This window comes from Sphingomonas sp. AAP5, from assembly GCF_004354345.1.
Taxonomy (GTDB): Bacteria; Pseudomonadota; Alphaproteobacteria; order Sphingomonadales; family Sphingomonadaceae; genus Sphingomonas; species Sphingomonas glacialis.
In genome coordinates this window covers 662503-686228 of sequence record NZ_CP037913.1, presented here as the reverse complement: position 1 = coordinate 686228, position 23726 = coordinate 662503, and the positions used below count along the sequence as shown (strand labels likewise).

The following is a 23726-nucleotide window of genomic DNA, read 5'->3' as shown; positions in this document are numbered from 1 at the left end:
ATGCAGAAAGGGACACGGACGCATCCCGCGTACGAGGCGGAAGGCGGTTCGTCCATAGAGACGCGTTTCGATGCAGCGTTGGGGGTCGCGCGGTCCCGCCGCGCGACGAGTCGCTTCCGCGACGAGCACGGAGCCGCCGGTTGAACTTCCTCGGATGGATTGACCACGACGGCGACCGCGAGGAGGCGATCCTGCGCGCGCTCGGCGCCGCAAAAGGTAACGATGCGCGTGACGAACTCGGCCTCGGGACGATCAGGGACAGCTTCGCGGACCTGTTCTTCCCCGGCATCTCGACGATCCAGCAGCGCGTCCGCTACTTCCTGTTCGTCCAGTGGTGCTGCGAGCTCGCCGCGTCGCAGGGCGAGGCCGACAGGATCGTCGCACGCCTGCGGGCCAACGAGGAAACGCTCATCGGATCCCTGAAGCACCTCGGCGAAGGGCGCGGCGTCATCGGCATCCTCAGCCAGGAGGCCCTCGAGCGCATGCCGAGCGAGATATACTGGAACGGGCTGGCTGTCCTAGGCATGCGGCGGATCCGCGGAGGTCGGTCGCGATGGGCGCGCCAGGTTGCCGTCTCCCGCCGGGCGGCAAGGGAAAGCAACCTGCTCGACGAGGGACGGAAGCCCGCGGTTGACCTCGGCTTCGATGCCGACAGGCCCGATCCGCCCGAAGGCTTCCCAAATATCGACGACCTCGACTTCGCCCTCACCCAAGAGGAGCGGGACTTCCTGCGCTCCAGACTCTCGGCGGCCTGCATCGACGGCGACCGGCTCGGCCACCGCTACAACCTGTTTGGCACCTTCTCGCGCCACCGCCGCGCGACTCGGGCTGCCTGGCTGTGGGACCACCCGCGGGTCGGGACCCTGAAGCCCGAGGTTCGCGACATGGTTATGCTCGCCGCCGCCTTCGCGCGCGTGATGCACGGCGCCGCGATCCTCTACAACGTATGCGTTGCGCGGCTGCTTCCCCCCACGCCGGACGCGACGAGGCTCGTGGCGCAGCACTCGAAGGCGTTCACGGACTGGGCCGGGGCCCTCGGGGCGGCCGACGTCGACCTCCTTGCGCGACGTCTGCCCGAGATCCCCCGCCTCGGGGCGCTCACCCGCCATCGGGTCGACGAGCGCACGCTCGGCTTCGTGCGTCGCTGGACCGAACTCGCGCCGTGCGGCGCCGACCTGCTGGATCACGCCGGGGCGCTCGCGCTCGTAGGCGACCGCGAGGTCTACCTCAAGGCCGGGGGCGGCACGTCGCGCATCCGATTCTCCAAGCAGCGCGAGCGGTGGAAGGGGGACTCCGGCAGTCAGATGATGGACTTCCGCTGGTTCCGGGCGCGCAGCTGCCTGAACGACCTGGCGGCCAAGCCCAGTGCTTGAGCCCCAGCGCCGCTCCTCGCTCTACGACATCCTGCGCGCGCCCGGCGGGATGGAGCTCGACTGCTTGGTCGCCACCACCTACTCGGCGTCGCTTGACACAGTGCTATCGCTACCGGCGGCCATGCTCGCCGACGGCGCGGACGGCCGTATGCGCAAGGCCGGCACCTTCAGCGCCGCCGACCTCGCCGCGCTGCGGCGCGTCGTCTCGCGCACCATGGTTTTCTGCCAAGGCGGCGCCATCCATCCCGCGGAGCTCGTCCCGCCCTCGATCATCGAGGCGGAGGGGATGGTCCATCAGGTCGCCGCCCCCAACGGCGGCAGCTTCCACCCCAAGGTCTGGATCATGCGCTTCCGCCGCGAGGACGCGTCGCGGACCCTACTTCGCGTCGCCGTCATGAGCCGCAACCTCACCGGCGACCGCTCCTGGGACGCGGGCGTGGTGCTCGAAGGCGGCGCCGCGTTCGCCAAGCGCGAGCGCAATGACCTCGGAGACCTGCTCAGGCTGCTGCCCGGTCTCTGCATCAACCCCCTCCCCCGCGATCGCGTCTCTCTTCTGGAGGAACTCGCCGGCGAGGTGGAGAGCGTGCGCTGGAAGCTGCCGCCCGAGGTCGGGCGCCCGGCGTTCCATCTGGTCGGCGGCGCACCCGGCGCGGGCTGGTCGCAGCCCGCGAGCGATCGGCTCGCCATCATCTCCCCGTTCCTGTCGGCCAAGGCGATCGACAGGCTGGCGGAGACAACGAAGCAGACGCCGCTCATCGTCTCGCGCAAGGACGCCATCGAGGCGTGCTGGCCATCGCTCGACGGCCGCTTCGCCCGGACGCTCGTCCTGTCGCCGCCCGACAACGGGGGCGACGGCACCGCCGGCGAGGCCGTCACAGCGGGCGGCCGCAGCCCTCAGCTGCACGCGAAGATCCTGATCTGGGAGGCCCGAGGTCGCATCCGCATGGCCATCGGCTCGATGAACGCGACGGCCGCGGCGGTGTTGGGCAGGAACGTCGAGTTCATGGTCAGCCTGGACTGCACGAAGGCGATGGGGGACGCGGGCGTCGAGGGGCTGCTCGAGCGGGGGCATCTCGGTTCCGTGCTCGAGGACTTCGCCCCCGAGCCCGGCGCAGAGCGGATCGCGCCTCCCTTCGACGACCGGCCTGCGCGCTCCTACCTGCTGAATGCAGGGCTGCATCTCCAGTGCAGGGCCGCAGCGGATGGTTGGCACGTCAACCTCGTGCCCGTCACTCCACATCCCGACATCGGCACCCTGCTGCCGGAGCTCCGCTTCCGGCCGGTCACGCTAGCATCGATCCGCGCCGCCGCGTGCGCTTCGGAACTGGCGCGCGGGGAGCCCGCGCGGCTTCCCGGCACGCTCGACCTGTCGGAGATCACGGGCTTCGTGTTCTTCGAGGCGGACGGCCCGGATGGCCCCATCGCGTTCACCCTTAACCTCGAGGTGCGCGGCGTCGCGGAGGAGGAGCGCCGCCACGCCGCGCTCCGCTCGCTCCTGCCCGACGACCGCAGCCTCACCCTGTTCCTGCGCGTCCTCCTCGGCGACTCCGACGCGCTCGAGACGACGCCCGGCTTGCCAGGCGACGGCGGCGGTCCCGCCCAATGGGGTCCAGCGGGCCGCTCCGGCATCCTCGAGCTGCTCGTTCGGTGCGCTGCCGACGAGCCCGCCCGGCTGCGTTCGGTCGAACACACTCTCTCCGCCTTCAGCGAGGCGGAGCTGCTTACGGTGACGTCGGCCGCGTTCCGCGCACTGTGGGTGGCGATCCTGGAAGGGGCCGCGACAAAGTGACCGCAAGCCGCAGCGAGCCCACCCGCTTCCAGGAGCGGACGATCGACTACGTCATCCGGCGATTCTGGGACGATGCCGATCCCGCGCGCCGCTTCCTCGTCGCGGACGAGGTCGGCCTGGGCAAGACTGTCGTCGCCCGGGAGGTACTGGCCGAAGCGCTGCGCAGGCGGCCTGGCGAGAGCGTCGACATCGTCTACCTCTGCTCCAGCCAGCCGGTGGCCAGCCAGAACCTGAAGCGGCTGAAGGTCCGAGGCCACGGGGGCGCGCGCAAGGCGACGCGACTCACCATGCTGGCGCTCGAGCCGGCGACGCCCGGGGGCGTCCGGTATTTCGCGCTGACGCCCGACACCTCGTTCAAGGTGTCGGGCAGGTCGGGCACAGTGCGCGAGCGCGCGCTGATCCACGCCTGCCTCCGCAGGACCCTGCGCGGCGATCGCTTCGACGCCGTCATCCGACAGGTCTCGGAATGGAGTTGGGAGCGCGAGACGGCGAGAATGGCCGCCACGACGCTCGACCCGCGCGTCGTCAACGCTTTCCGCGAGGCGGTGCGCGCGGACGCCGACTTGCTGGAGGACGTCCGGCGGGTCGGACGGGACATACTGGAGGCACCCGAGGACGAGCGGCTCGAACGCGGTCTAAAGAGAAGGCGCGACGAGGTAGTCGGGCGGCTTCGGCGGCACCTGGCCATCCACAGCGCCCAGGCGATGGCCAGCAACGGCCTCGTCATCGTCGACGAGTTCCAGCGGTTCGCACCCCTGTTCGACACGCGCAGGATCGAGACTGACATCGCGGTCAGGCTGGTGGACAGCCTACTCAGCCGCGAGGTTCCGGACCGGCGCGTGCTGCTGCTGTCCGCAACCCCCTACCGGATACCCGGCGCCGAGACCATCCCCGGCCAGACGCCGTACGCCGACTTCGTCGCGCTCGTGCGCTTCCTGGCGGACGAGCCGACCGCCGTGGACCTCGCGGAGGCGCTCGACCGCTACACGCAGGCCCTGCGGTCCAACCCTCCTGAGGTGGAGGCGATCGTTGCAGCGCGCAACGACGCGCGCGCGATCCTGCGTCCCATCATGTGCCGGACCGAGCGCACCGGCACCGCCTCGAACCCCAACGCCATGGTTCGCGAGGAGGCGCGCGCCCTCGATCCCGAAGAGGGCGATCTCGCCGGCGCGGTGTCGGCGCGGCGTATCGCGCGCCGGCTGAAGGTTCGCGATCCGGTCGAGTATTGGAAGTCTGCGCCCTTCCTCCTCGACTTCATGCGCGACTACCAGTTCCGCACGTCGGTGAACGACGCCCCCGAGGGCGACCGCCCGTTCGTCGGCAGGCAGGCGCGGAATGGCCGGCTCGTGCTGGACAGGCCGGCGCTCCGGCGCCTCGACCCCCTCGCCGCCCCGTCCGCCCGCCTGCGCGACCTTGTGGACGACTCGATGCCGGCCGGGTCCGAGCGCCTCCTGTGGACGCCGCCGTCGCTCCCCTACCTGCAGCCCGGCGGCGAGTACGGGCGATCGCCAAACGACCTCAAGCGCCTCGTCTTCACCGAATGGCGGCTCGCTCCCGACGCCATAGCGGCGCTCACCTCCTACGTCGTCGAGCAGAGGCTGGACGCCGGGCTGCGCGCCTCCCACGCCAAGCGCACGCGCCGCGCCGACGGCGGACAGGGCCTGCGCCACAAGCGCTTCGGCGACCTCGGGAGCATGCTCCGGCTCGGACGCGCCAACCAGGGGGCCGACGAGCCGACGCTCGCCATGCTGCCGCTCCTGCTCCTGCTCTCGGGCCAGCGCATGGCGGACTGGGGCGACCCCCTACCCCATGCGATTGAGGCGGGCAGACCGGCGGAGCCCGCCACTGTGCTGCGCGCCGCCGCGGCGCACGTCCGATCCGCGCTGAGGCGGCTTCCTCCGAGCCCCTCCACCGGAAGGGTGGACGAGCGGTGGTACTGGGCCGCGCCGCTGCTCCTCGAAGGGGCGCCGTCCAACCATCGGTGGCTGGCGGAGGATGATCCGTTCCTCGCGTTCGGCGAGACGACGCCGCCCGACCTCGATCGCGTGCGCGCCGCGATATTGGCGATCGTTGAGGATCCCGGCTCGCTCGGACGGCGGCCGCGAGACCTAGCCCAAGTGATCGCCAAGACCGCCGTCGCCGCGCCCGGAGCATCCGCATACCGCGCGCTCAGGCGCACCGCGTCGGGTCCGGTGACGGAGTCGCAGCTGCGGCGTTCGGCCTTCCACGTCGCGCGGGGCTTCCAGAGCCTGTTCAACCAGAGCGAGGCGGCGGCGGCGGTCCAGCTCGAACAGCCCGGGCGCAAGCGCGTGTTCTGGGACCAGGTTCTCGACTACTGCCTCGCCGGCAACATCCAGGCGGTTCTCGACGAGCACCTGCACTTCGAGGCCGACGGGCTTGCCATGTTCGACGGCACCGACGCCGAGAAGCTACAGATGGCGGCGAAGGCGGTGCACACGGCGCTGACCCTCCGCCGCGCCTCGATCGAAGTGCGCGGCCTCGGACGCCGCCGCGCTGCCGGTTCGGAGGACCGCGACCTGGTGCGCCTGCGGTGCCGGCACGGTGCCAGGTTCGCGGAGGTCAAGGAGCCTGATGGCGAGGTCAGCCGCCTCGACGTCGTGCGGGGCGCGTTCAACTCGCCGTTCCGCCCCTTCGTCCTCGCGTCCACCGCCGTCGGCCAGGAGGGCCTCGACTTCCATCCCTGGTGCCACGCGGTCGTCCACTGGAACCTGCCGAGGTCGCCGGTCGAGCTGGAGCAGCGGGAGGGCCGCGTTCACCGCTACAAGGGCCACGCGGTGCGCCTCAACGTCGCGTCCGCGATCGGCCTAGGCGGCCTGGTGGCGGTCGGTGCCGTGGGCGACCCGTGGCAGGCGCTGTTCGACTTAGCCGCCCTGATGGACACCGAGAACGAGCTGTCCCCATGCTGGCTCTTCGAGCCGGACCCGCAGGCCGTACGCATCCGGCGGATAGTGCCGTTCCTCCGCTACAGCCGCGAAGAGGAGGCGTGGCCGCGTCTCCGCGCCGGGCTAGCGACCTACCGCCTGGCGCTGGGTCTGCCGAGAGCGGACGACCTCCTAGAGGCGCTGGAGCGCAATGGCGTCACCGCGGCACAGTCGGCCGAGTGGAAGATAGACCTCCATCCACCGCCCGCCCGCGTTACGAAGGTCTGAGGTCGCGTCCCGCCTAAACCCCTCTTGTCAAACTACCTGACCTGACGAGCGTCTGCTTTCAGGGTGTGCGTTAAGCCCTGCGAACGGCCGGGATTACGGCGCAAAGCCGACCAGCCGGTTTGCGACCCGAATGGCGGGTTTCAGCAAAAGCCGACGCTCACATCAACGACGCTGAATGTCTTGAGCTGGTCGGCAGCCGTCGCAGCGCCGTATTCATCCGACTGTCTGGTCCAGCAAGGCGGTTCTCGTAAGCCGTCCAGCTTAGGCGTAAGCAGGCCGCCTATTTATAAGTCCGCGGCGCAACTTTACGAGATTTCATCAAGTCGCCGACGCGTTGTGCGACAGCCTCGTGATGGCCGAGAACCCCATGATCGCGTACGAGCTACGTTTTTTGACTTTCTTGTTGATGAGGCACCGGCTGCAGTAATAGCTTGTCGCGCGGCACGAGAACACGGACGGCCGGTGTGAGCACTGATGGAACCGGCAGCAGCATCCAGTCGAACATCGCCTCCCGTATAAAAACGGGAAGCTCGTCCTCTGTCTGGGCAAGCCTTCCCTTCAAAAAATACGCCCAAGCGAAAACGAGGCAGCCACGCTCTCCAACTTCCTGAATGTCCAAATAGTCCTTGAGGGAGGCTAGCAGGATGCCCCATGGTTTCCATGCATCCCAAAGTGCGGTGTTAGATAGAACCTTCCCTCCCACCGGGAACGCCCATTCAAGAAGTTCCTGGTCTCGCTTCCGGTCCGAACGAAATAGTTCTTCGAACGTCATACCGTCTAGGTCGGCATGATAGCCATTCAGTACTCGGAACCGCCGATCCGCTCTCTTGTAAGCGGCGCGGAATTCGTCGTCGAAACGGATCATGGCTTCCACACTCGCGAAGGGCGGCGTTGGTTCCTCATCATCCGGCAATGCACATTCCGAATAGAGCGCGATGCTCTCGTCGTCTTCGATCTTTCTTATGAACGATCGATAGAATGGCTCGTCCGGCAACGCATCCCAAAGCACGGAGTGCATTTCGGCGGCACTGTCGGGCGTCCAGGCCCGAGGGAGGCCCGGCGGATCAATGTTGAGCGGTGTAGGCAGGATCGTCTGACACCTTTCCGAGTCGAAGTACGGATCGGGGGCCGGTTCCGCACGCAGTGTATTCGTGACAGGATCATGATGCCAATAATCACCTGCGCGCTCGGTGTACCAGACCTTCCCCGTCGCCAACGACCAACCCACCGGGACGCTCACGTGCTGCAAGACGCGCGCCTGCGATAGCTCGCGGACGGATACAACATGATCGCACCATCGGTCCTCAGTTTGCCTTTTGATCACACGACCCGCTTGGATGATCGTCTCCACCGATGCCCTCTCAGCGTCACGGTTTGATACTCTCGCCTGATCGCGGAGTATGTTGATGATGCGAGCGTAGCCGGGGTCGAGCAACGCCAAGCCGTCCTTGACGTCGATGGGCCCGGCGCCTTTTTCTCGATCTCGCTGGTATTCGCGCTGCTTCTCCAACCGCATCTCCTCGAGAGCGGCAGCAAAGAAAATGGGCCCGTGCTTTTCCAGGATGCCCCGCACGTAGTCCAACTGGGTCTCTATTTCTTGCTTGCGTCGAGAGGGTGGGACAGAACTATTCCATGGATTGGCAAGCGTATCCTTGGCCTTTCGGCTTCCGCCGAGCGCTTCCAGATAAAGCGCTTCAACTAAATCCTTCGCGTTTTGCTGGATTCCATGAAGCTTGACCATGACGCTCGCGATTAATTGCGCCTTGAAGTCGCTTTCGCTCGACATCAGAAATCTCCCCGACGGACGGTCGATGACAACGACGTCGTATGTCTCATCACGATCTGACAGTGCCGGATTAAGGAAATGACATCCGCTGACGATTTACATAATTTTGTCATCTTGGACTTGGCGGAGGGCGACGTCATAATTGCCAGACCGCATGACGCAAGAACGCCTTTTGTCACCACCGACAAGATTGCCCCTTTTTTGACGTTTGAATGGAAAAGCAGGGAATTAGGCGCAATACCGACAATCTGTGGGGTCCACAGTTTGTCTGCGCCCCTACGGGGTTGGATCGACCTGCGGCCGAATTTGGTCCGCTCGCGCGGACCAGCGCTAGCGCGGGAGAACCGGCTGCGCCGTGCCCTTCGGCTCGACTCCGTCGAGCCGCTCGCATCTTGCGGGCGGGTTTTTTTGCCGTACGACGGCTCGACCGGAGGGTTGCCTGGTGAACCCGATCCTGCGCCCAAGGCATCCGCGAAGACAATTACTCGGCCCCTCCCGGGAGAGCGAGATCCGGTCCCTCCTAACTCTGCGCGTTCAGCGCGCTGCGTGGGTTCGGTCGTGTTCGAGCACCGGACAGCACCCGCGCCGGCGGGTGCGTTTTCATTCGTAGCCATGTTACTTCCTCGTTGATCTGATTTCGGGTTGATCAACGAGAGCTAGGGCGCCGCCCATGCGGCCGGAGGATGGTTGACGAAGGCCCGCGGCATGATTGGTGCTGCCGACGGTACGTGCACCGTCACCGAGTACAACCGCTCCATTAACGCGCACACGGACGCGAGTAACCGCAGTATCATGTGGAGGATAAGCGTCATCGTACGCCTCTCATGACGCGGCGGCGCGGATCGCGGCACACCCGTCCATCATCCAACTCATACCGCGTGCAGTTCATCCTTCCCTCTTAGGATTTTTTCGCGATTTCGTGAAGACCGAGCGGTGAAAGACCCTGGGCGCCTGCAACTACGCCTGACGGTTCAGGTGCAGCCGGCCCGCCCTTGGAGCCCCGCGTACAGCTACTGCGGTGCGCCGCTCCCGTGACCGAAGACATTCCCGGGCATCACCTTGATGGTCGTGACCGGGTCACAGTCTGGAATAGGCCATAAGCGTACAACTCCAGAATTGGAAGCGAAGAGTCGAGGGGAAAGGAAAAGGAGAGTCATAAGATTCTCGGTTCTCGTCAACTCTTCAACCTACCCACGGGATGCGGCTCGGCCTTCGCCTCAATAGCTCGCCTAATCTGCGCTCGGCCCACAAGTCACTCTCAAACCCATCAACATAAGCTGGCTGAAAGAGCCGGCAATTTATGAAAGGAATCCCCGTGTCCTGCATCGACTTCACTATCGAAGCACGCGGCTTCGACCCCAACTGCGTTGCGATCGCCGTCCGCACGATCGGGTCATGCTACGCGATGGGTTTCCAGCCTGACTCTCGTATCATGACGGGCATCGGCCTGCTGTCGGTTGGCAACAACGGCGACCACTATACTTTCGCCGCCGAGGCGAAGGCGCTGGCTGAAAACGAAACGCCGGATCAGCTGCTCGACTGGCTTGAGATGCAGCTATCCGCGCCCGGGGCTGTCGTCAGCTGGAGCAACTGGGGTCCGGTGCCGCCGCGGCTGATCGCCCTGGCCGATCCGGCGCGCCATCCTCGTGTCCGGGCCGCCGCGAGCGACGTGGCCGGACGATGGCGGGCACTACCGCGAAGCCATACCTGGCATCTGCGTCAGGCTCCGGCAAACACGATGCCCTGCCTGTGCCCCACCGGCTCGTCCATCACCGACTGTCAGCCAAACCTTCCGTCGGTCCTGCTGCCGGATCCAACTCTGACCGAGCGTCAGCTCATCGATGAAGCGATCGCCGGTTGGCGTCGATGGGCACAGGATTTTGGTGACTTCGACGATGACCAACATCCTGCCCAAAATGCCATCCGGGCCTTCGCCCACTGGGATGCTGCCCGTCGCGCAGGCAACGGCACCCCCGCGCCTCGTTGATCGCCCACCGCCCCCACCCCCCTGCAGGCACGCCTGCTATTTCGAAGGACCATTTTATGAAGATCGACCCAAGCCGCCTGTGGAAGACAAATGGGCCGCGCACCGTTGTCGTGCTTGACGGCGAGTTTCGCTATGACGAGGCAGCACACGCCCGCTACCAGGCGGCCGAACGCTTCGTGCCGTCCGATCCCATCAGCCAATCGCCGCGCGAGGCGAGGAATGATCCGCGGGTGACCCCGCGGTGGCCTTGCCATCAACTGGTCACCCTTTCATGGCTCGTAATGATCGATTGCGAGGACGGCCTCAGGCCCATACGCTTGGAAACCCGCGGACTTCCGGAACAAGACGAACGCGGCATCCTCACAGCTTTCTTCGCCGACATGGCGCAGCTTGGCGAGCGCATCGAACTCGTAACCTGGGGCGGTTTTCATACCGACATCCCGCAGATTTTGCTCGGCGCCATGACCCACGGGTTGCGGCTTCCCCCAGCGCTTGCCGGGTTGCGGTCGCCGTGGCGGCGCGATGCGTCAAGGCACACCGACCTGATGAGCGAAGTCGCTGGAGGCGCCAATCCTCCGCACCTTGCCGAAGTCGCCTCGAGGCTTCGGATCCCGGTCAAGCTGACCTGCCGGCCGGACCTCGTCAGCCGCCTGATGGGACTGGGTAAATGGAGTTCGGTCCGTGCCGTTTGCGAGGGCGACGTGTGGACGACCTCCATGATCCTTATGCTCTGGCGGCAATTGGGCGGCGACGGCGAGTCGGCGTTCGAGATGAAGCACCGTCTGGCCAGCTTCATCGCCGCCACCTGCTCGCACCGTCCTTACGCTGCAGATTGGGCGAGGTTCGGCGAAGACGCTGCCCGCGCCGCCTTCGCGCACGAAGCGGGAAAGATGGCGGCGATCGCGCCGCATCTCAGTGACTGATCGAGGCGGGTGAAAGTGCGCCCTGCGAAGGGTGGGAAAAAGAAGACCGAACGCGGGCCGACGCCCGTTCAACCAAAGGAATCATCATGACCGTTCAACAGTCCGCGCGCTTCATGCAATCATGGTCGCACGCCCTGCGCATCGAGATGCAATATCCGGAGTTCGCACCCGCCAACCACACTGTCGCGTTCAGCTCGGGCGGCCGAAAAAGCCTGCTTGAGGCCCTCGACGTCTGCGCGATCTCGTCGGAAATCGGGCGAGACATCGTCTATATTGCTTTCGACAAGGCTATCATGGACGGCCCCGTCGAGATTTCGCTCGCGATCCGCGATACCGTCAGCGTCGAATGGCATCCCAGTGCGCGGCTCTATGCGGCCAGCGAAGACGCGGCGCTCGAGCTCCTGACCGACCGCCACCGTTGGTTCGTCGGCCCTCGCAATGTGCTCACGGCAGCACCAAAGCCGTCCAAAGCCAAGATCGCGGCGGGCATCGTGCGCGCCATGCGGCGTTGGCAACACACCGCGATGGCGGTGCAGGGCATCGAGCTGACCGGGTCGGTGCTCGTGCCCGCCGGTCAAGGGGTTTCGGGTGCGGTGTCGATGGATGACTTATTGCGGGCAGCTTGATGAAGCCTGCTGACGGAGGATCGCCAGCGGAACAGGGCAAACCGACAACACGATCAAAGGCTTCCAGTAACGGGTCAGAAAGGACCCAACGATACCAATGTGACGATGCCTCCCGATAAAGGATTGATGATGACCGAATTTGAGACTCACATGCTGGACGTCCTGCGGGCGATCCGGGATCAGTTGGCCGACACGTCAGGCTACCTTGAGGATTTGAAGGCCGAAGTCTCGAAGAACCACGAAGGACTTACAGACTCAATGGCAACGGGAATGAACCTGTACGAACGCCAGTCCACCGGATTGATAAGCGTCCTAGAACGTATCGAGGTGGCCCTAGAGCGGTGACCCCGAAATTGCTCTACAATGTTTTTGCCCAGTAGCGACTGTGTCCGCCGGTGAGTGTCCACTGCGTCTATCGATCTCCGCAGTGTGATCGCGAAGCCGCCCGGCGGCGAGGAGTGGAGTGCCACTTGGACAGGTGGACCAATCCTCGGGACTGACAAAAACGTGTCGAGACCTTCGCTCCGGGCGGCGCTGCCCGGTACCGTTCACATTTCTCCGAGCCCGAACCAAACCAATCCTGGACTGAGTTGGCTCTTTTGACCGCCATGGGAAGACTTGAGGTCGCGTGACGCTTCCCCTCCGAAGTCACTGTGCGATCGGCCGATGACGGTCGCTGCACCTCGGCGATCAAGGTGTCGCATCATTTAATGATTGTTTAATGCGAACATTAGTCGGCCTCCAAAAGTATTCATAGCGAATGAATAATATTGGAATATAGTATTGGAGAAAATTATTCATGCCACAGGTAAAACGTCGCCGCGCGGACGTCGCTGCCTCGATTATAACGTCCCAGCGCGGATATGCGAAGCTCAAATCAAAGCGGGGGAAGCTCGGCCTAACAGTGCCCGAAGCCTTCGTTCGCGGCATCCGTCACATCGGCTACCGAAGCAACATCGAGGCTATCGCCGAACTCATCGATAACTCGATCCAAGCCTACTCTGAAAGAGTGGATGTGGTTTTCGGCTACGAGCGCGCCAGCACGAAGAAGCCCCAGCAACTGGCGATCGTCGACGATGGGCATGGCATGCCGGCGAGCATGTTGAGGCTAGCTATGATGTGGGGTGGGACCCACCGGGAGAACGACCGAACGGGCCTTGGCCGCTATGGGTACGGGCTCCCTTGCGCAACGGTAAGCGTGGGCCGTCGCTTCACGATCTATTCACGAATCAGTGGCGGTCGCATCAACGCCGCGACGCTCGATCTGGATGACCTGGACTCTGGCCTCTACCTGGACGAGGATGGCGACATCGCTCTGCCTCCACCGCGGCATTCGCGCCTTCCGGCGTTCCTGCAAACTCATCTCGACATGACGCATCCGGAAGGGTGGGCATCGGGAACGATCGTGCTGATCGAAAAACTCGACCGATTGGACTGGACGACCGCGAAGGGCTTGAAGGGTAACCTCCTCCGCCACTTCGGGGTCACCTACCACAAGTTGCTGCACCACACCGCTATCCATGTGGACGGGGAACAGGTGCGCCCGATCGATCCGCTTTTCCTTACCGAGGGGAGCGACCTGTACGCATTGGACGAGGATCGTGCCAACGCGTTGGAGCCGATCACGATCACGATCACGATCACGGTCGGGGTCAACGACAGCGAAAAACTAACGGGCGAGATGACTTTACGCTATGCTTGGCTTCCACCGAGCTTCGGCGCGATCGATAAAGCCAGGGACGCGATCGGACTGAACGCGAACGCTAGGTTCTCGATCTTGAAGGACTACCACGGGATCGTGTTCAGCAGGAATGGACGGATCGTCGATCGCATGGTGCGGACGCCTTGGACGACGTTCATCAACAACGATCGGTACATCCGTATCGAGATCGAGTTTTCCGCGTCGCTCGATGAATTGTTCGGAGTGACGACCTCGAAGCAACAGGTCTCGGTCTCGTCAATCGTCTGGGATCGACTGCGTGAGGCTGGCATGCACAAGGCCATCGAGCATCTGCGCGCCAAGGTCCGCTCGGCGAAAGCCGAGCGCCATCGGAACGCTAAGGTCCTTCAATCGCGAGAAGACCGGCGGAATCTGGTCGACACCTCAGGATCCACCGGCGACGACAGTGCCGCACCAACCTCGATGGTGTCATCGTCGATCCCCTCGTTGCATCGGCTAGCAACGACATCGAAAGCGGGCGAGGCGCTTGCCTTGCTGATCAACGCGATCGAGACGCGAGCGACGGGCCAAGGGGCGGCGTTCGCAGCAGAATACCGATCGCTAATGGGCGAGTGGATGGCGACGCTGGATCCTTCGTTCCTGACGTCGGCGGGCTTCGCCACTAAAAACGATTAGCTGAGGAAGCGATACCGGCGAACACATCAGGGCTGGTGCGGGCCCCGGTCTGTTGGCATGGTCCCCGCCAAGGGCTGGGGTTCATGGAAGGGGGCACGAATGATCGAAAGCAACGACGGCCCGAACCGTTCCAGGAGGTTCTCTCCATTTCTCGCCCCCGGCGAGCGACGAGAGCTTCACGAACTCCTCACCTTCGTCGGACCAACTCCGCCCACCTTCGCCGAAGGCCTCCGCACGCTGGCGCGAAGCTACATCGATGACGGGGACAGCGGAAAGCTGAGAGCAGTCTGTCTGCTGGTCGCCGATCTCTTCGAACAGGGCTGGAACGTCGAAGTCGCGGACGACAGGATCATGTTCGAGCCGCCCGGCATCGTGCGCACCGGGCACCAGTCGGTAGATGACGTGAAGCTCCGCGTTCGGCAGGCCATGCAGACCGCGCGTGGTCGGCAGTTGGGGGAGCCGTCGGTAGCGGCGTTCCTCCGTCGCATGGAGCGGCGGGCCGCCCGTTCGCCTGGCGTACGAGGTTCCGTGCTGGATCTCGTCGATAGCGGAGCCCAACTCGCCGACGCCTTCGCGGCAATCAATGACCTGCCGACGGATGAACGTGACGCGGCCCTCGCGCAGATCGTCGATCCTGTTGTTGAAGTCTGCCAAGCCGGCAAACGGTGCAACGACACCGGTTTCCTCCTCAACGACATCTGGCGATACTTCCGTCATACTTGGGCGCACGAATACCGCCCAATACCCGGTCGCCAACTTCTCGTCCTCGTGCGCAACGCGGCACGACCTAACCGCCCAATCATAGGCATTGCTATGCTCGCCAGCCCGGTCATGCGGGTCACGGTCCGCGACAATTGGATCGGATGGCTGCGCGAATCGATGGAGATCCGCCTGCGATCCGGTGCCTGGCAGCCAGCCGCTCTCGCCGACGCCTTGATCGAGCGGCTGCAGGCTTCCATCACCGCGCTCCGCTGGGATGATCTCGCATCGGCAGAGGAAATCGCGTCGCCAGTCGAAACCACGGTTCTGCGCCTCGAGCAGAAGGCCTCCGGCGCCGCCTTCGCGCGCGATCTCGAACTGCGCGCGCACTACGAGGCCAATCTCGAGGCGAGCGGCAGGGTCCGGCCGATGCGAGGTGGCCTGAAGGACGCTAGTTCCGATGCGGACTGGCGCGAAGCATCCGAGGACCTGCTGTTTCTCAGGAAGCGCTCGGAACTGCTCGCTCAGTTGCTGTTCGCGAAGCAGATGTTCCGTGCGGCATCACTCGGGACAAGGCCGGAGGAGGCGCTCGATCAGTTGCTGGCTGCGCGGAGCGGCCAGCGCGCGATCGACATCGTGCTGACCGAGTTTCGCAAGGCCGGCCTATCCAGCCGGGTCGCCGATGTCAGCATCTGCGGTGCAGTTCACCCCTATAACGAGATCATTGGCGGCAAGCTCGTCGCTCTGCTGCTTGCCTCCAAGGAGGTCCGCGACCACTATTCCGAACGCTACAGCGGACAGGTCAGCGTCATCGCTTCCCAGATGGCCGGACGCGCGGTCACCAAGCCTGCCGATCTGCGCGTGTTGACGACGACGAGCCTCTACGGCGTGGGTTCAAGTCAGTACAATCGGCTCATCCTACGCGCAGCCGAACATCCCGACATCGCCCATGACCTCAAATGGGATTCTATCGGCAAGAGCAAGACGGGGGGGTTCGGCACTCTCCACCTTGGCGCCGAGACGGCACAGGCTCTGCGCCAAATGGCGCAGAGCCGCCACGATTCAAGGCGCGTCAACAACCGGTTCGGCGAGGGTACGAGCCCTCGGCTCAGGCAGATCCGCGAAGGCCTGGACGCGCTGGGCGTGGACAGCGACACCATCCTCCATCATGCGACGCCTCGCCTGTTCTACGCCTGCGAGCTGGGCGAAGGCTCCCGGACCTCACTGCTAGGCATGGAATCCGACGACTTCGAAGCGGTCGGTGCCCAAGCGATCGGTGCGGCCTGGCGCAGACGATGGCTGACCAGCCGCATCGCACGCGACGAGACGCTCGCCTCACTGAGATTTCTCGGCCCGGCGAGCGTTCAACGAAGTCTCAGAGCCGAAGCCGCGACTGACCTTCTCCAAGCTATCGATAGCTAATCGGTCACAGGTTTGGCGAACCGGACCCACTGGACGATGTCGTCCCGCCGTTCGGCAACCTCCCGAAGGGCGTCCCTGAAAGGGCTCGGGTCGGAGCCGACATTGATCACCAGTGTGTCGATAGCTCTGGTCAGAGGGATCATGATCCATCGCGCTGCATGACGGGCTGCCGCCTCCTCCCGCGTCTCGACCAGCGGGTCTGTCTCATGTCCCTCAGCGAACCACTGGCGGGACTTGTATTCCCACAACTCGTCGAGGCGATAGTTGACCGTCGTCCAGCCTTCCAGTCCGCGGCATGAATCGTACTGGACGAACCGCAGATCCTCCCGGTTCGTAGGATAGTGTTCCCGCACGTCCCGCAAGGTGCCATCCCAGACTGTACCGCCGTTCTCCATGAATGCGGCTGCCGCCTCATTCATCGGACCGTCTGAGGTCCTGACCGTCCGTCCGGGCGGGACGCACGCCAGCAGGTCCACGGGGAAATTCCCAAGAGCCCTGGCCTCGTCGACGAGGCTCGCAACCCAATCCGGCCGAGCGGCGAGATCCCCTTCGACCACGATCACCCGCCCGCCAGCTGCTTCCGGATTCGGATCAAGATCCCAGTCGTTCAAGCCAAGCGTCAGCGCGAGATCGGCGACGAACACCGCGAGATTGGCTTTCATCCGGAGGCACTTGCGCAATCGACGGGCCTTGAAATCACCCTTCGGCAGACCCGATGACCAATCCGCAACCGCATCACGGACGTACTGGTCGACACCGTCCGAGACGACGAGGCGGTTTGCGCCGTAGAGCGCGTTCAGTATCGCGATCTCGTCACTCGGCCAGTCCTGTCCTTCGTCGACAAACACCAGATCCCAATCGAAGTTCGTAGCATCTACCTGCATGATCGAGGCGAGATCATCCTGGGTGACGGTCCCACTGGACAGGTAGGAAAGGAGGGTCTCCTTGTGCGCCTCGTAGTCCTCGAGGAAGCAGTCATAGGAATCGATGACGCCGAGCTTCATCATCAGCCTGCCGATGAAGCCGTGAACCGTCTCGATCGCAACCCCTCCCTTCTCGACACCACGCGGAACGCCAAGCAGCGCCATCGTCCTACGCATGTCGGCGACCAGCGCCTTGTTGAACGTCAGGACGAGCGACCGAAGGCCAGACTGGTCGTAGCCACGATAGGCCATCTGCAGCAGGATCACCGTCTTGCCGACACCACCGCGGCCCTTCAGCAATATCTGTCGCTCGCCCAAGTCCTCGAGCCAAGCGTCGGGCAGAGCCGTCTTGGCGATGAGATCCATGCGCCGTCGGTCTAGCGGCGTCGGCTCCAGGATCGAGAAGAGTGGAGAGTCCGAAGCCAGTATCCGCCGAAACGCCTCGTCCGACCCATACGATAGGGTCACCCGCCTGTCCTCGCCTCTCGGACTTGCCATCTGGCCAAGCACGTTTAGCAGCCTCTCGAAGCTGGTGTCGCTCGCGATGCAGTTGTGCGGGCGGCGGGGCAGATCCCGCTCCCTCAGACCGGTGAAGAGAACCAGGTTCCGAACATGCACGTTGTCGAGGCCGAAACGGTCGAGCCAACGCTTGAACTCGAACATCTGGCTGCGGTTCTTCTCCGTCACGTTCTCCCAGGTTTCGCGACCGTTCCGGACATAGCGCACCGACGCGATCGTGTTCTCGAAGCGGACGCCGGTCGCGTCGTGCGACTTGACCTCGATCACGAGGGCGAAGTTCCGCACCCTGGCGGAGCGGGGCTGGAACGGCTCACCCTCTCTCGGATAGAACTTGAACTCGACATCGAACGGGCGCGTCTCGGCGAAGGAGCCGATCACGACCAGGTCGAGATCCTCGATCTTCTGACCATGCATCTTGAGTCCCACGAAGATGCGAACGACATCGTCCTGGCTCTGCGCAAGGTCAGGCCACAGGTCCAGCATGCGCCTTTCCAAGCGCTTCGCCGCCGCATGCTCGCCGCCCTCCGTGACGCCGGTGATCAAAATCATCGCGAGATCATCCCCAATCCGGCCGCACCACGCTTGCTCATGCGAGGAGAACTTCCTCCACCGTTCGCGTCGCGGTGGGCAGATTGCCGCGAACGAGCAGTTCGTTGATCGGTATGACCTTTCCGCCAGCCCATTTCTCCTGCATCTCGGCGATGAGCGGATCGGCGGGATGATCACTGGTCAAAGGTCCAGTGAGGGCAATCACAAATCTGCGCCCATCCGGCACGGTGGCGAGGATCGGCGCGCTTACCTCACCCATGCCGTCCACAGTCACCGTGGCGTCCGCCTCGTAGATTACTCGGGTGTCCAACCTCCGCTCAAGATCGAGCAGTAGAACGCGCGTCGAAGCCGTCACCCGCTTCGGGCTAAACGGCTGCATCTGATCGGATATGAGGAATTCTAAGAGTTCGGCACCAACGTGGCGGTCGAGTTGCCCATGCTCGAACTTGTTCTTGAAGCTGCGGAGGCAGCGATAGCACGAAGCGTCGCAGTCCTCTGGGCATGTCTTCATCAGGGTCAGGGCCTCCTGGAAAAGCTCCAATCCCCTGACGGCCAACTGCCCGGCGAACCCCGCGCCGCCCGGTAGCGTGTCGTAGAGGAAGATTTCCGCCTCCAACCCGACCATGCCCGCTTGCGTGAGTGCGGGTCTATACTCCGCCATCAGTTCGCCCGCTTCGATCTGCAGGATGCTGCATGCCGCCTTCGCAAGCGCTTCGCTGACGGTGCGGAGCGCCACATCCGTGGGGTAGTAGCCCGGCTTCAGCTTCAACGGCGCCTCCACGCGCAGGGAGAACAACGCGATGTCGGTGATGAAATCCGTGCCCAGAACGAGATGCCGGGTCGTGCCGGTGCCCGGGCATGTGGCCTCCTTGTCGGGGTACGGCTTGGGATGGGGGCTCGATATCGAAGCCGTGCCCTCAGCCGATGCTTCGACCCTTCCGCAAAGCGTGCAGTAATTGTAGCCTTCCTTCTTCGGTCCGGTGTTCGACACCAGGAGATGCTCACGATCCGGCATCGCGCGGATCCGGTCGTTCACCCAGATCCACTTCTCGTGATCGGCCGGCGTCGGCATCACGAGCTTCGCCCGCGTCGCGTAGCTCGTCTCCGGCATGTCATCCGGGGACGTCACCTCCTCCTGGTCGATCCGGTGGGCGAAGCCCGGCGGTCGCATCCAGAACCTCGTCGGTCCAAATGTGCCTTCGCCCCCGCAAGCGAAGCAGTCTTCCGTCACGTCCCGCTCGAGCCCCGCGTCGAGCTTCACAGTCTGGGCGAAGCCGCACTCGCTGCATTCACGGTAGAGCCGCCGGTTCTGCCAGGCGTCATAGCGCTCGCTCGACATCTGGGAGTAGATGGCTCCCGAGGTGTAGCATTTGCCGGAAATCCAGACCTGCTTCCCCGGTGCATACTGTGAAAGCGCGACCGGCAGTCCCTGCGAAGGCGCGAAGCGCATGATCGGACGATACGGGGTCGAGCGCTCCTGATCGATGACATTGAAGGTCGCGACGTCGGTTGGGAACGCATACCGGGGCAAGACGCCCTTGTAGAGCAGCCTGTCGAGCAGGGTTCCGGTGACGTCCTTGAGCGCCGGTGCCTCCTCCCCTACCTCCGTGGGAAGTTCCTCTCCCTCCTTCGCGCCGGCGCCGTCATCGTCGTCTTCAACGGCTACACGTGCACCGCCAAGCGTGTCCGACGCTATGGCGTCGTTAACTGCGGCGACGCAATCTTCCACCATCTCCTCGAGCAGCACAGTTCGATCCGCCTCGGCAAGTTGGTCTGGGATCCAGGCGTCGACCCGTTCGCGGAGCGAAGACGCATTGGCCGTCAGCCAGTCCTTGAAGTCGGCGCTATTCAACTGCGCCGTGGTCGTCTTGAAATCCTGCACCGACCCGAGCACCGAGAAGAGATCCGGCGCCGCATCCGGATCGAACGCCGGGATCCGGGCCTGGTGATATGCCTGGAGCAGGTAGGCACGGATGTGCCGCTGCACGATGTCGGGGTTGTCCAGCGTGAGCTTCGGATCGATGACCCTTCCCGAGATCATCTCCTTCGGCTCGCTGAAATAGTGTTCATCGTGGCTGTCGGCGCTGCCGAATGCCACGACGGTCGCCACCGCATTGCCACGGCGTCCGGCGCGACCTGCGCGCTGTTGGTAGTTCGCCCGTCCAGGAGGCATGTTCCGCAGCGCGACACCGGACAGGGCGCCGATGTCGATCCCGACCTCCATCGTAGTGGTGCTCGAGAGCACGTCGATCGCCATCGCCTGGGCGGCGTTCGGCCCCCAAGTTAGTTCGACATCCTGAAAGAGCAGTTCGTTCTCCTCGGCCTTCGAGAAGACGTCGTCGCTCTGCGGCGCGTTCAACTGGGCGGTATGCTCGGCCGCGATCAGGGCCATCGGCACGTCCGGCGGCGTCGCGAGGGCCCCCATAACCGGCGATCGGTAATAGCCCTTCCGGGCCGTGAAGACGCGGTCTTCGAGAACGTCGAGCGGAGCGACCGCGTCACTCCCGCAGTCGAGGCAATGCGCAATGGTCCGCACCGGCCGGTGAACCGACTTGCAGTTGGTGCACCTGGCCCAGTCACCAACGAGTTGCAGCGAAAGATTCTGGCCAGCGAGGCGACGGTTGCCCGCGTCCATGTCCGTCGTGAAGATGCTGAGCAGAGCCGGTGTCCAGAGCTTCTCGAAGGCCTTCTTTGCGTCCGAGTTCTTGATGACGACCTTCATCGCCTCGAACTTGCCCTTGCGCGATCCCACACTCGTGCCGCGCCCCTTCGGACGCTTGTACCAGACGGGTGGCATCACGTTGAGCCAGAAGCCAACTGGACGCCAGCAACGCAACCACGCCCGAGCGAGCGCCAGCTTGTCCTCGTCGTTCTCGGCAAGGCCGGGGATCGACGGAAGGGCGCAGATGTCCTTGGACTTGCTGGAGCGCTCGCACAGCGACGCGAGAGCAAGTGCCTCCAGGCCGAGATACTTGTCCTGAACGGTCTTCACGATGTCGTCGAGCAGCGCGTCCGGAGGGGTTTCGCTGCGCATCTCCATCCACAGGGTCACGAGCCTGGACTCGTCGGTGAGCGCGCCTTCGGCGATCGCCTTGGCCACCATCTCCTCTGCGGCGGAAAAGTTCTCGCCAATCTTTCTCTCAGGCCTCAGGCGGACCCCAAGACCTTGCGAGGCGAGCAGCACCGCCAGATACAACTCATCGAGGCTCAGCATCGACTTGAGCAGCGGAGGCTTCTCAAGATGGCCCCAGCCCCAAATGATCAGGGAACGGAGCGCATCCCTGACCGAGTACATCTGGAGGTTGGGCGCCAGTCGCGCTGCGACCTGACGCGAGTCGGAGAAGACGAGCACCTTGCGACCCCGAAGTGGGGCAAACCGCGTCGCCGGCTGCTTGCCCGGCGGCTGCACAGAGAGTTGGCGCGACACCAGCGCCTGGAAGGGCTGGTCGCCCTTCGTCTGGTGATCCTGAACCGTCGTGCGTCCCCGCGCAGTTTCGCCACATACCGCGCACGGGACGAATTGACCGCGCCGGTCCGAATTCGTGTCAGACTCGCCATCCTCATCAACAGGCGGCGTGAACCGATCCTTCCTGATGTACACCGACCTGGTGCGGCGGCCTTGCGTGAGCCGGCCGGTGTCGAGGTCGTAGTCCGCGATCTCCGCAACCTCGATCTTCCTGGGCTCCTCGAGCAGAAGGTCGAGATCCAGCAGCGGTGCCGTCTCACCTCCCGGCATGCGAAGGCGCCGGCCCGGCTCAGACCACAGTGCATTGGGTGCGTCGATGTCGTCGGAATACGCGCGAGCGTGTGCTGCGCCGCAATTGCGACACGTGTAGAATTCCAGGACGCGCGATCCGCATCCGCAGGTCTCGTGCGGCTGGCTGTACATCTTGCCGCAGATGCCGCTCCGATCCTCTTCGGCGAGTTCCGCGCATTCGGCATCCATGCAGACCCAAAGTCCCGGCAATCCACGATAGAAGTTGTGGATGCGGCAAGGCAGCAATCCAGCGGCGTCGGGCTCTTCGCGAGCGACACTCCCGAGAGCCAGAAGCGCGGTCACCGCCTCGTTCGCGATCTCCAGGGTGTCGGGAAAGAGATCGTGTCCAAGCTCGGCCACAGGCTGCGCGGATCCCATCGTCCTGTTGACCAGAAGCCCGAGGGGAGCGAAATCCTTCAACGCCTCGAAGAGGTCCCGCTCCATGCCCGCGCCCGGAGACACGCCGCGATGCTTGAGGAACGCGTCGATCGCGCTCATCCGAGTCGCCTCGTCGGAGGAGTAGAAGTCGCCGAGATCGAGATCGGCAAGTATCTGGGCCTCGACCTTCGTGCCGACTGCAGCGTGCGGTCGCATGTCGAGATCACCGGTGATCGGAACGAACGTCTCCTTCGGCACCCCTGACAGTTGTGCGCCGAATTCGTCCGCATAATTCTGATCGCTGAAGCTCGCGGTGGCGCATATGATCTGGAAGCGCTCCTCGGGAATGCCCAGCCGGTCGCGCAATCGACGCAACAGCAGGCCGACCTCCGCGCCAGCCGCACCGCGGTAGAGATGCGCCTCGTCGAGGACGACCGTCATCTTCTCGCCCGGATTTGCCGCAAGCCAGTCGCGCGTCTCGTCGAAGATCGACCGCTCGATAGGTCGCATAAGCATGTACTCGAGCATCGAGTAGTTCGTCACGAGCAGGTCGGGAGAAGCCGCCTGCACCTCGTGGCGCGTAATCAACTCGGAATCCCGCGGAAGCGTCACCGCCCGCTGGAATTCCTGGGTCTTAGGATCGATCCAGCGTGAGCCTTTCGCTCCGAACCACTTCTCCAGATCCGGTTTCGCCGGCCACTTTCCGCGTTCCTTCAACTGGGACCGGAGATGAGCGGCGGCGACCTGATCGTCGGATTCAGCTCCAGCCGCCGTTCGCTCGATTTCGACGTAGAACTCTTCGAAGGAAGTGAGCTTCCGGCTGTCCTTCTTACTGGTCCTCACCCCGGCGTAGGCCGTGCGACTGGTGTAGCGGGCGAAGCGCGGCGGCCGGCCCGCCCATTTCGTGAACTGGTCGACCACCTCCGGATCGCCGAAGATCGCCCGCAGACGGCCCAACTGGTCGTTCACCAGCGCGTTCATCGGGTAGAGGAGCAGCGCCCGCATGGCTGGCTGGCCGCCGAAGGAGGCAGGACGATCCGCGGCCTCGCGTGCGAACTTGCCCAGGATCGGGAGCAGGAAGGACTCCGTCTTACCCGAGCCGGTACCGGTCATGATGACGAGGTTTTTGCCGTCGATAAGCGCGTGCCGGATCGCGTCGCCCTGGTGCCGATACGGCGGATCGAAGAGGAGGCGACCGCGAGCCGCCGTCGGCTTCGACAGCAGATTGTAGATTGTAAGGGCGGCCGCAGGCAGCCCGGCAACGTCACGAAAACGCTTGCCGAGTTGATACTTGGGCGTGGATTCGAGGAACGGCTCCTGATGTGTGACGCCTGTCCTCTCGAGCAGTTCCCGCCGCTGGTCGATCAGCTTGGGATCGCCAATGTGGTACGTGGCCTCGATGTACTCCTTCAGCGAGGAGTGCAGATGGTCGATCGTTTCCTGAATGGTGCGTGCCATCTGAGTATTTT

At 64.2% G+C, this 23726-nt stretch carries 12 protein-coding genes; 9 read left to right on the top strand and 3 right to left on the bottom strand.

Translation table 11 applies throughout. From position 1 onward, the window contains the following. The first annotated feature begins 140 nt into the window (after positions 1–140). From E2E30_RS03100 to E2E30_RS03095, 3 genes are read left to right on the top strand one after another with little or no spacing between them, the layout of a single operon-like run. Positions 141–1373 carry a DUF6361 family protein gene (locus E2E30_RS03100; RefSeq protein WP_133187147.1) on the top strand — a complete coding sequence of 411 codons (1233 nt, stop codon included), beginning with the start codon at positions 141–143 and terminating at the stop codon, positions 1371–1373. Further along, positions 1366–3162, top strand: a complete 1797-nt coding sequence (locus tag E2E30_RS20680) for a phospholipase D family protein (RefSeq protein ID WP_165954442.1) — start codon at positions 1366–1368, stop codon at positions 3160–3162. Before E2E30_RS03100 ends, E2E30_RS20680 begins: the two co-directional genes overlap by 8 nt. Beyond that, complete coding sequence (locus E2E30_RS03095; RefSeq protein WP_165954441.1) at positions 3159–6332, top strand: C-terminal helicase domain-containing protein; 3174 nt, start codon at positions 3159–3161, stop codon at positions 6330–6332. Before E2E30_RS20680 ends, E2E30_RS03095 begins: the two co-directional genes overlap by 4 nt. 382 nt (positions 6333–6714) lie before the next feature. Here the strand turns inward: E2E30_RS03095 and E2E30_RS03090 are convergent, their stop codons facing one another. Beyond that, complete coding sequence (locus E2E30_RS03090) at positions 6715–8118, bottom strand: hypothetical protein (RefSeq protein WP_133187143.1); 1404 nt, start codon at positions 8116–8118, stop codon at positions 6715–6717. Positions 8119–9418: 1300 nt separating this feature from the next. Between E2E30_RS03090 and E2E30_RS03085 the strand changes: the two genes are divergently transcribed. The 6 genes from E2E30_RS03085 (at position 9419) to E2E30_RS03060 (ending at position 16131) form a co-directional block, all read left to right on the top strand. Then, positions 9419–10105 (top strand): hypothetical protein, encoded by a 687-nt coding sequence (locus E2E30_RS03085; protein ID WP_240699016.1) that lies wholly within the window; start codon positions 9419–9421, stop codon positions 10103–10105. A 56-nt stretch (positions 10106–10161) separates the two neighbouring features. Next, on the top strand, positions 10162–11028 hold the full coding sequence (locus E2E30_RS03080; RefSeq protein WP_133187141.1) for a hypothetical protein: 867 nt from the start codon (positions 10162–10164) through the stop codon (positions 11026–11028). Positions 11029–11114: 86 nt separating this feature from the next. Continuing rightward, complete coding sequence (locus tag E2E30_RS03075) at positions 11115–11654, top strand: hypothetical protein (protein ID WP_133187139.1); 540 nt, start codon at positions 11115–11117, stop codon at positions 11652–11654. Positions 11655–11753: 99 nt separating this feature from the next. Next, positions 11754–11999, top strand: a complete 246-nt coding sequence (locus tag E2E30_RS03070; RefSeq protein ID WP_165954440.1) for a hypothetical protein — start codon at positions 11754–11756, stop codon at positions 11997–11999. 454 nt (positions 12000–12453) lie between these two features. Beyond that, positions 12454–14010, top strand: a complete 1557-nt coding sequence (locus E2E30_RS03065) for an ATP-binding protein (RefSeq protein WP_133187135.1) — start codon at positions 12454–12456, stop codon at positions 14008–14010. A 99-nt stretch (positions 14011–14109) separates the two neighbouring features. Further along, a complete protein-coding gene (locus tag E2E30_RS03060; RefSeq protein ID WP_133187133.1) occupies positions 14110–16131 on the top strand; it encodes a Druantia anti-phage system protein DruA in 2022 nt (673 codons plus the stop codon). On the opposite strand, the gene E2E30_RS03055 is transcribed toward E2E30_RS03060, so the two are convergent. After that, on the bottom strand, positions 16128–18122 hold the full coding sequence (locus E2E30_RS03055) for a nuclease-related domain-containing DEAD/DEAH box helicase (RefSeq protein ID WP_133187131.1): 1995 nt from the start codon (positions 18120–18122) through the stop codon (positions 16128–16130). The genes E2E30_RS03060 and E2E30_RS03055 overlap by 4 nt on opposite strands. A 37-nt stretch (positions 18123–18159) precedes the next feature. Further along, positions 18160–23715: a DEAD/DEAH box helicase gene (locus tag E2E30_RS03050; RefSeq protein ID WP_133187129.1), complete on the bottom strand. Its 5556-nt coding sequence runs from the start codon at positions 23713–23715 to the stop codon at positions 18160–18162. Positions 23716–23726: the final 11 nt, after the last annotated feature.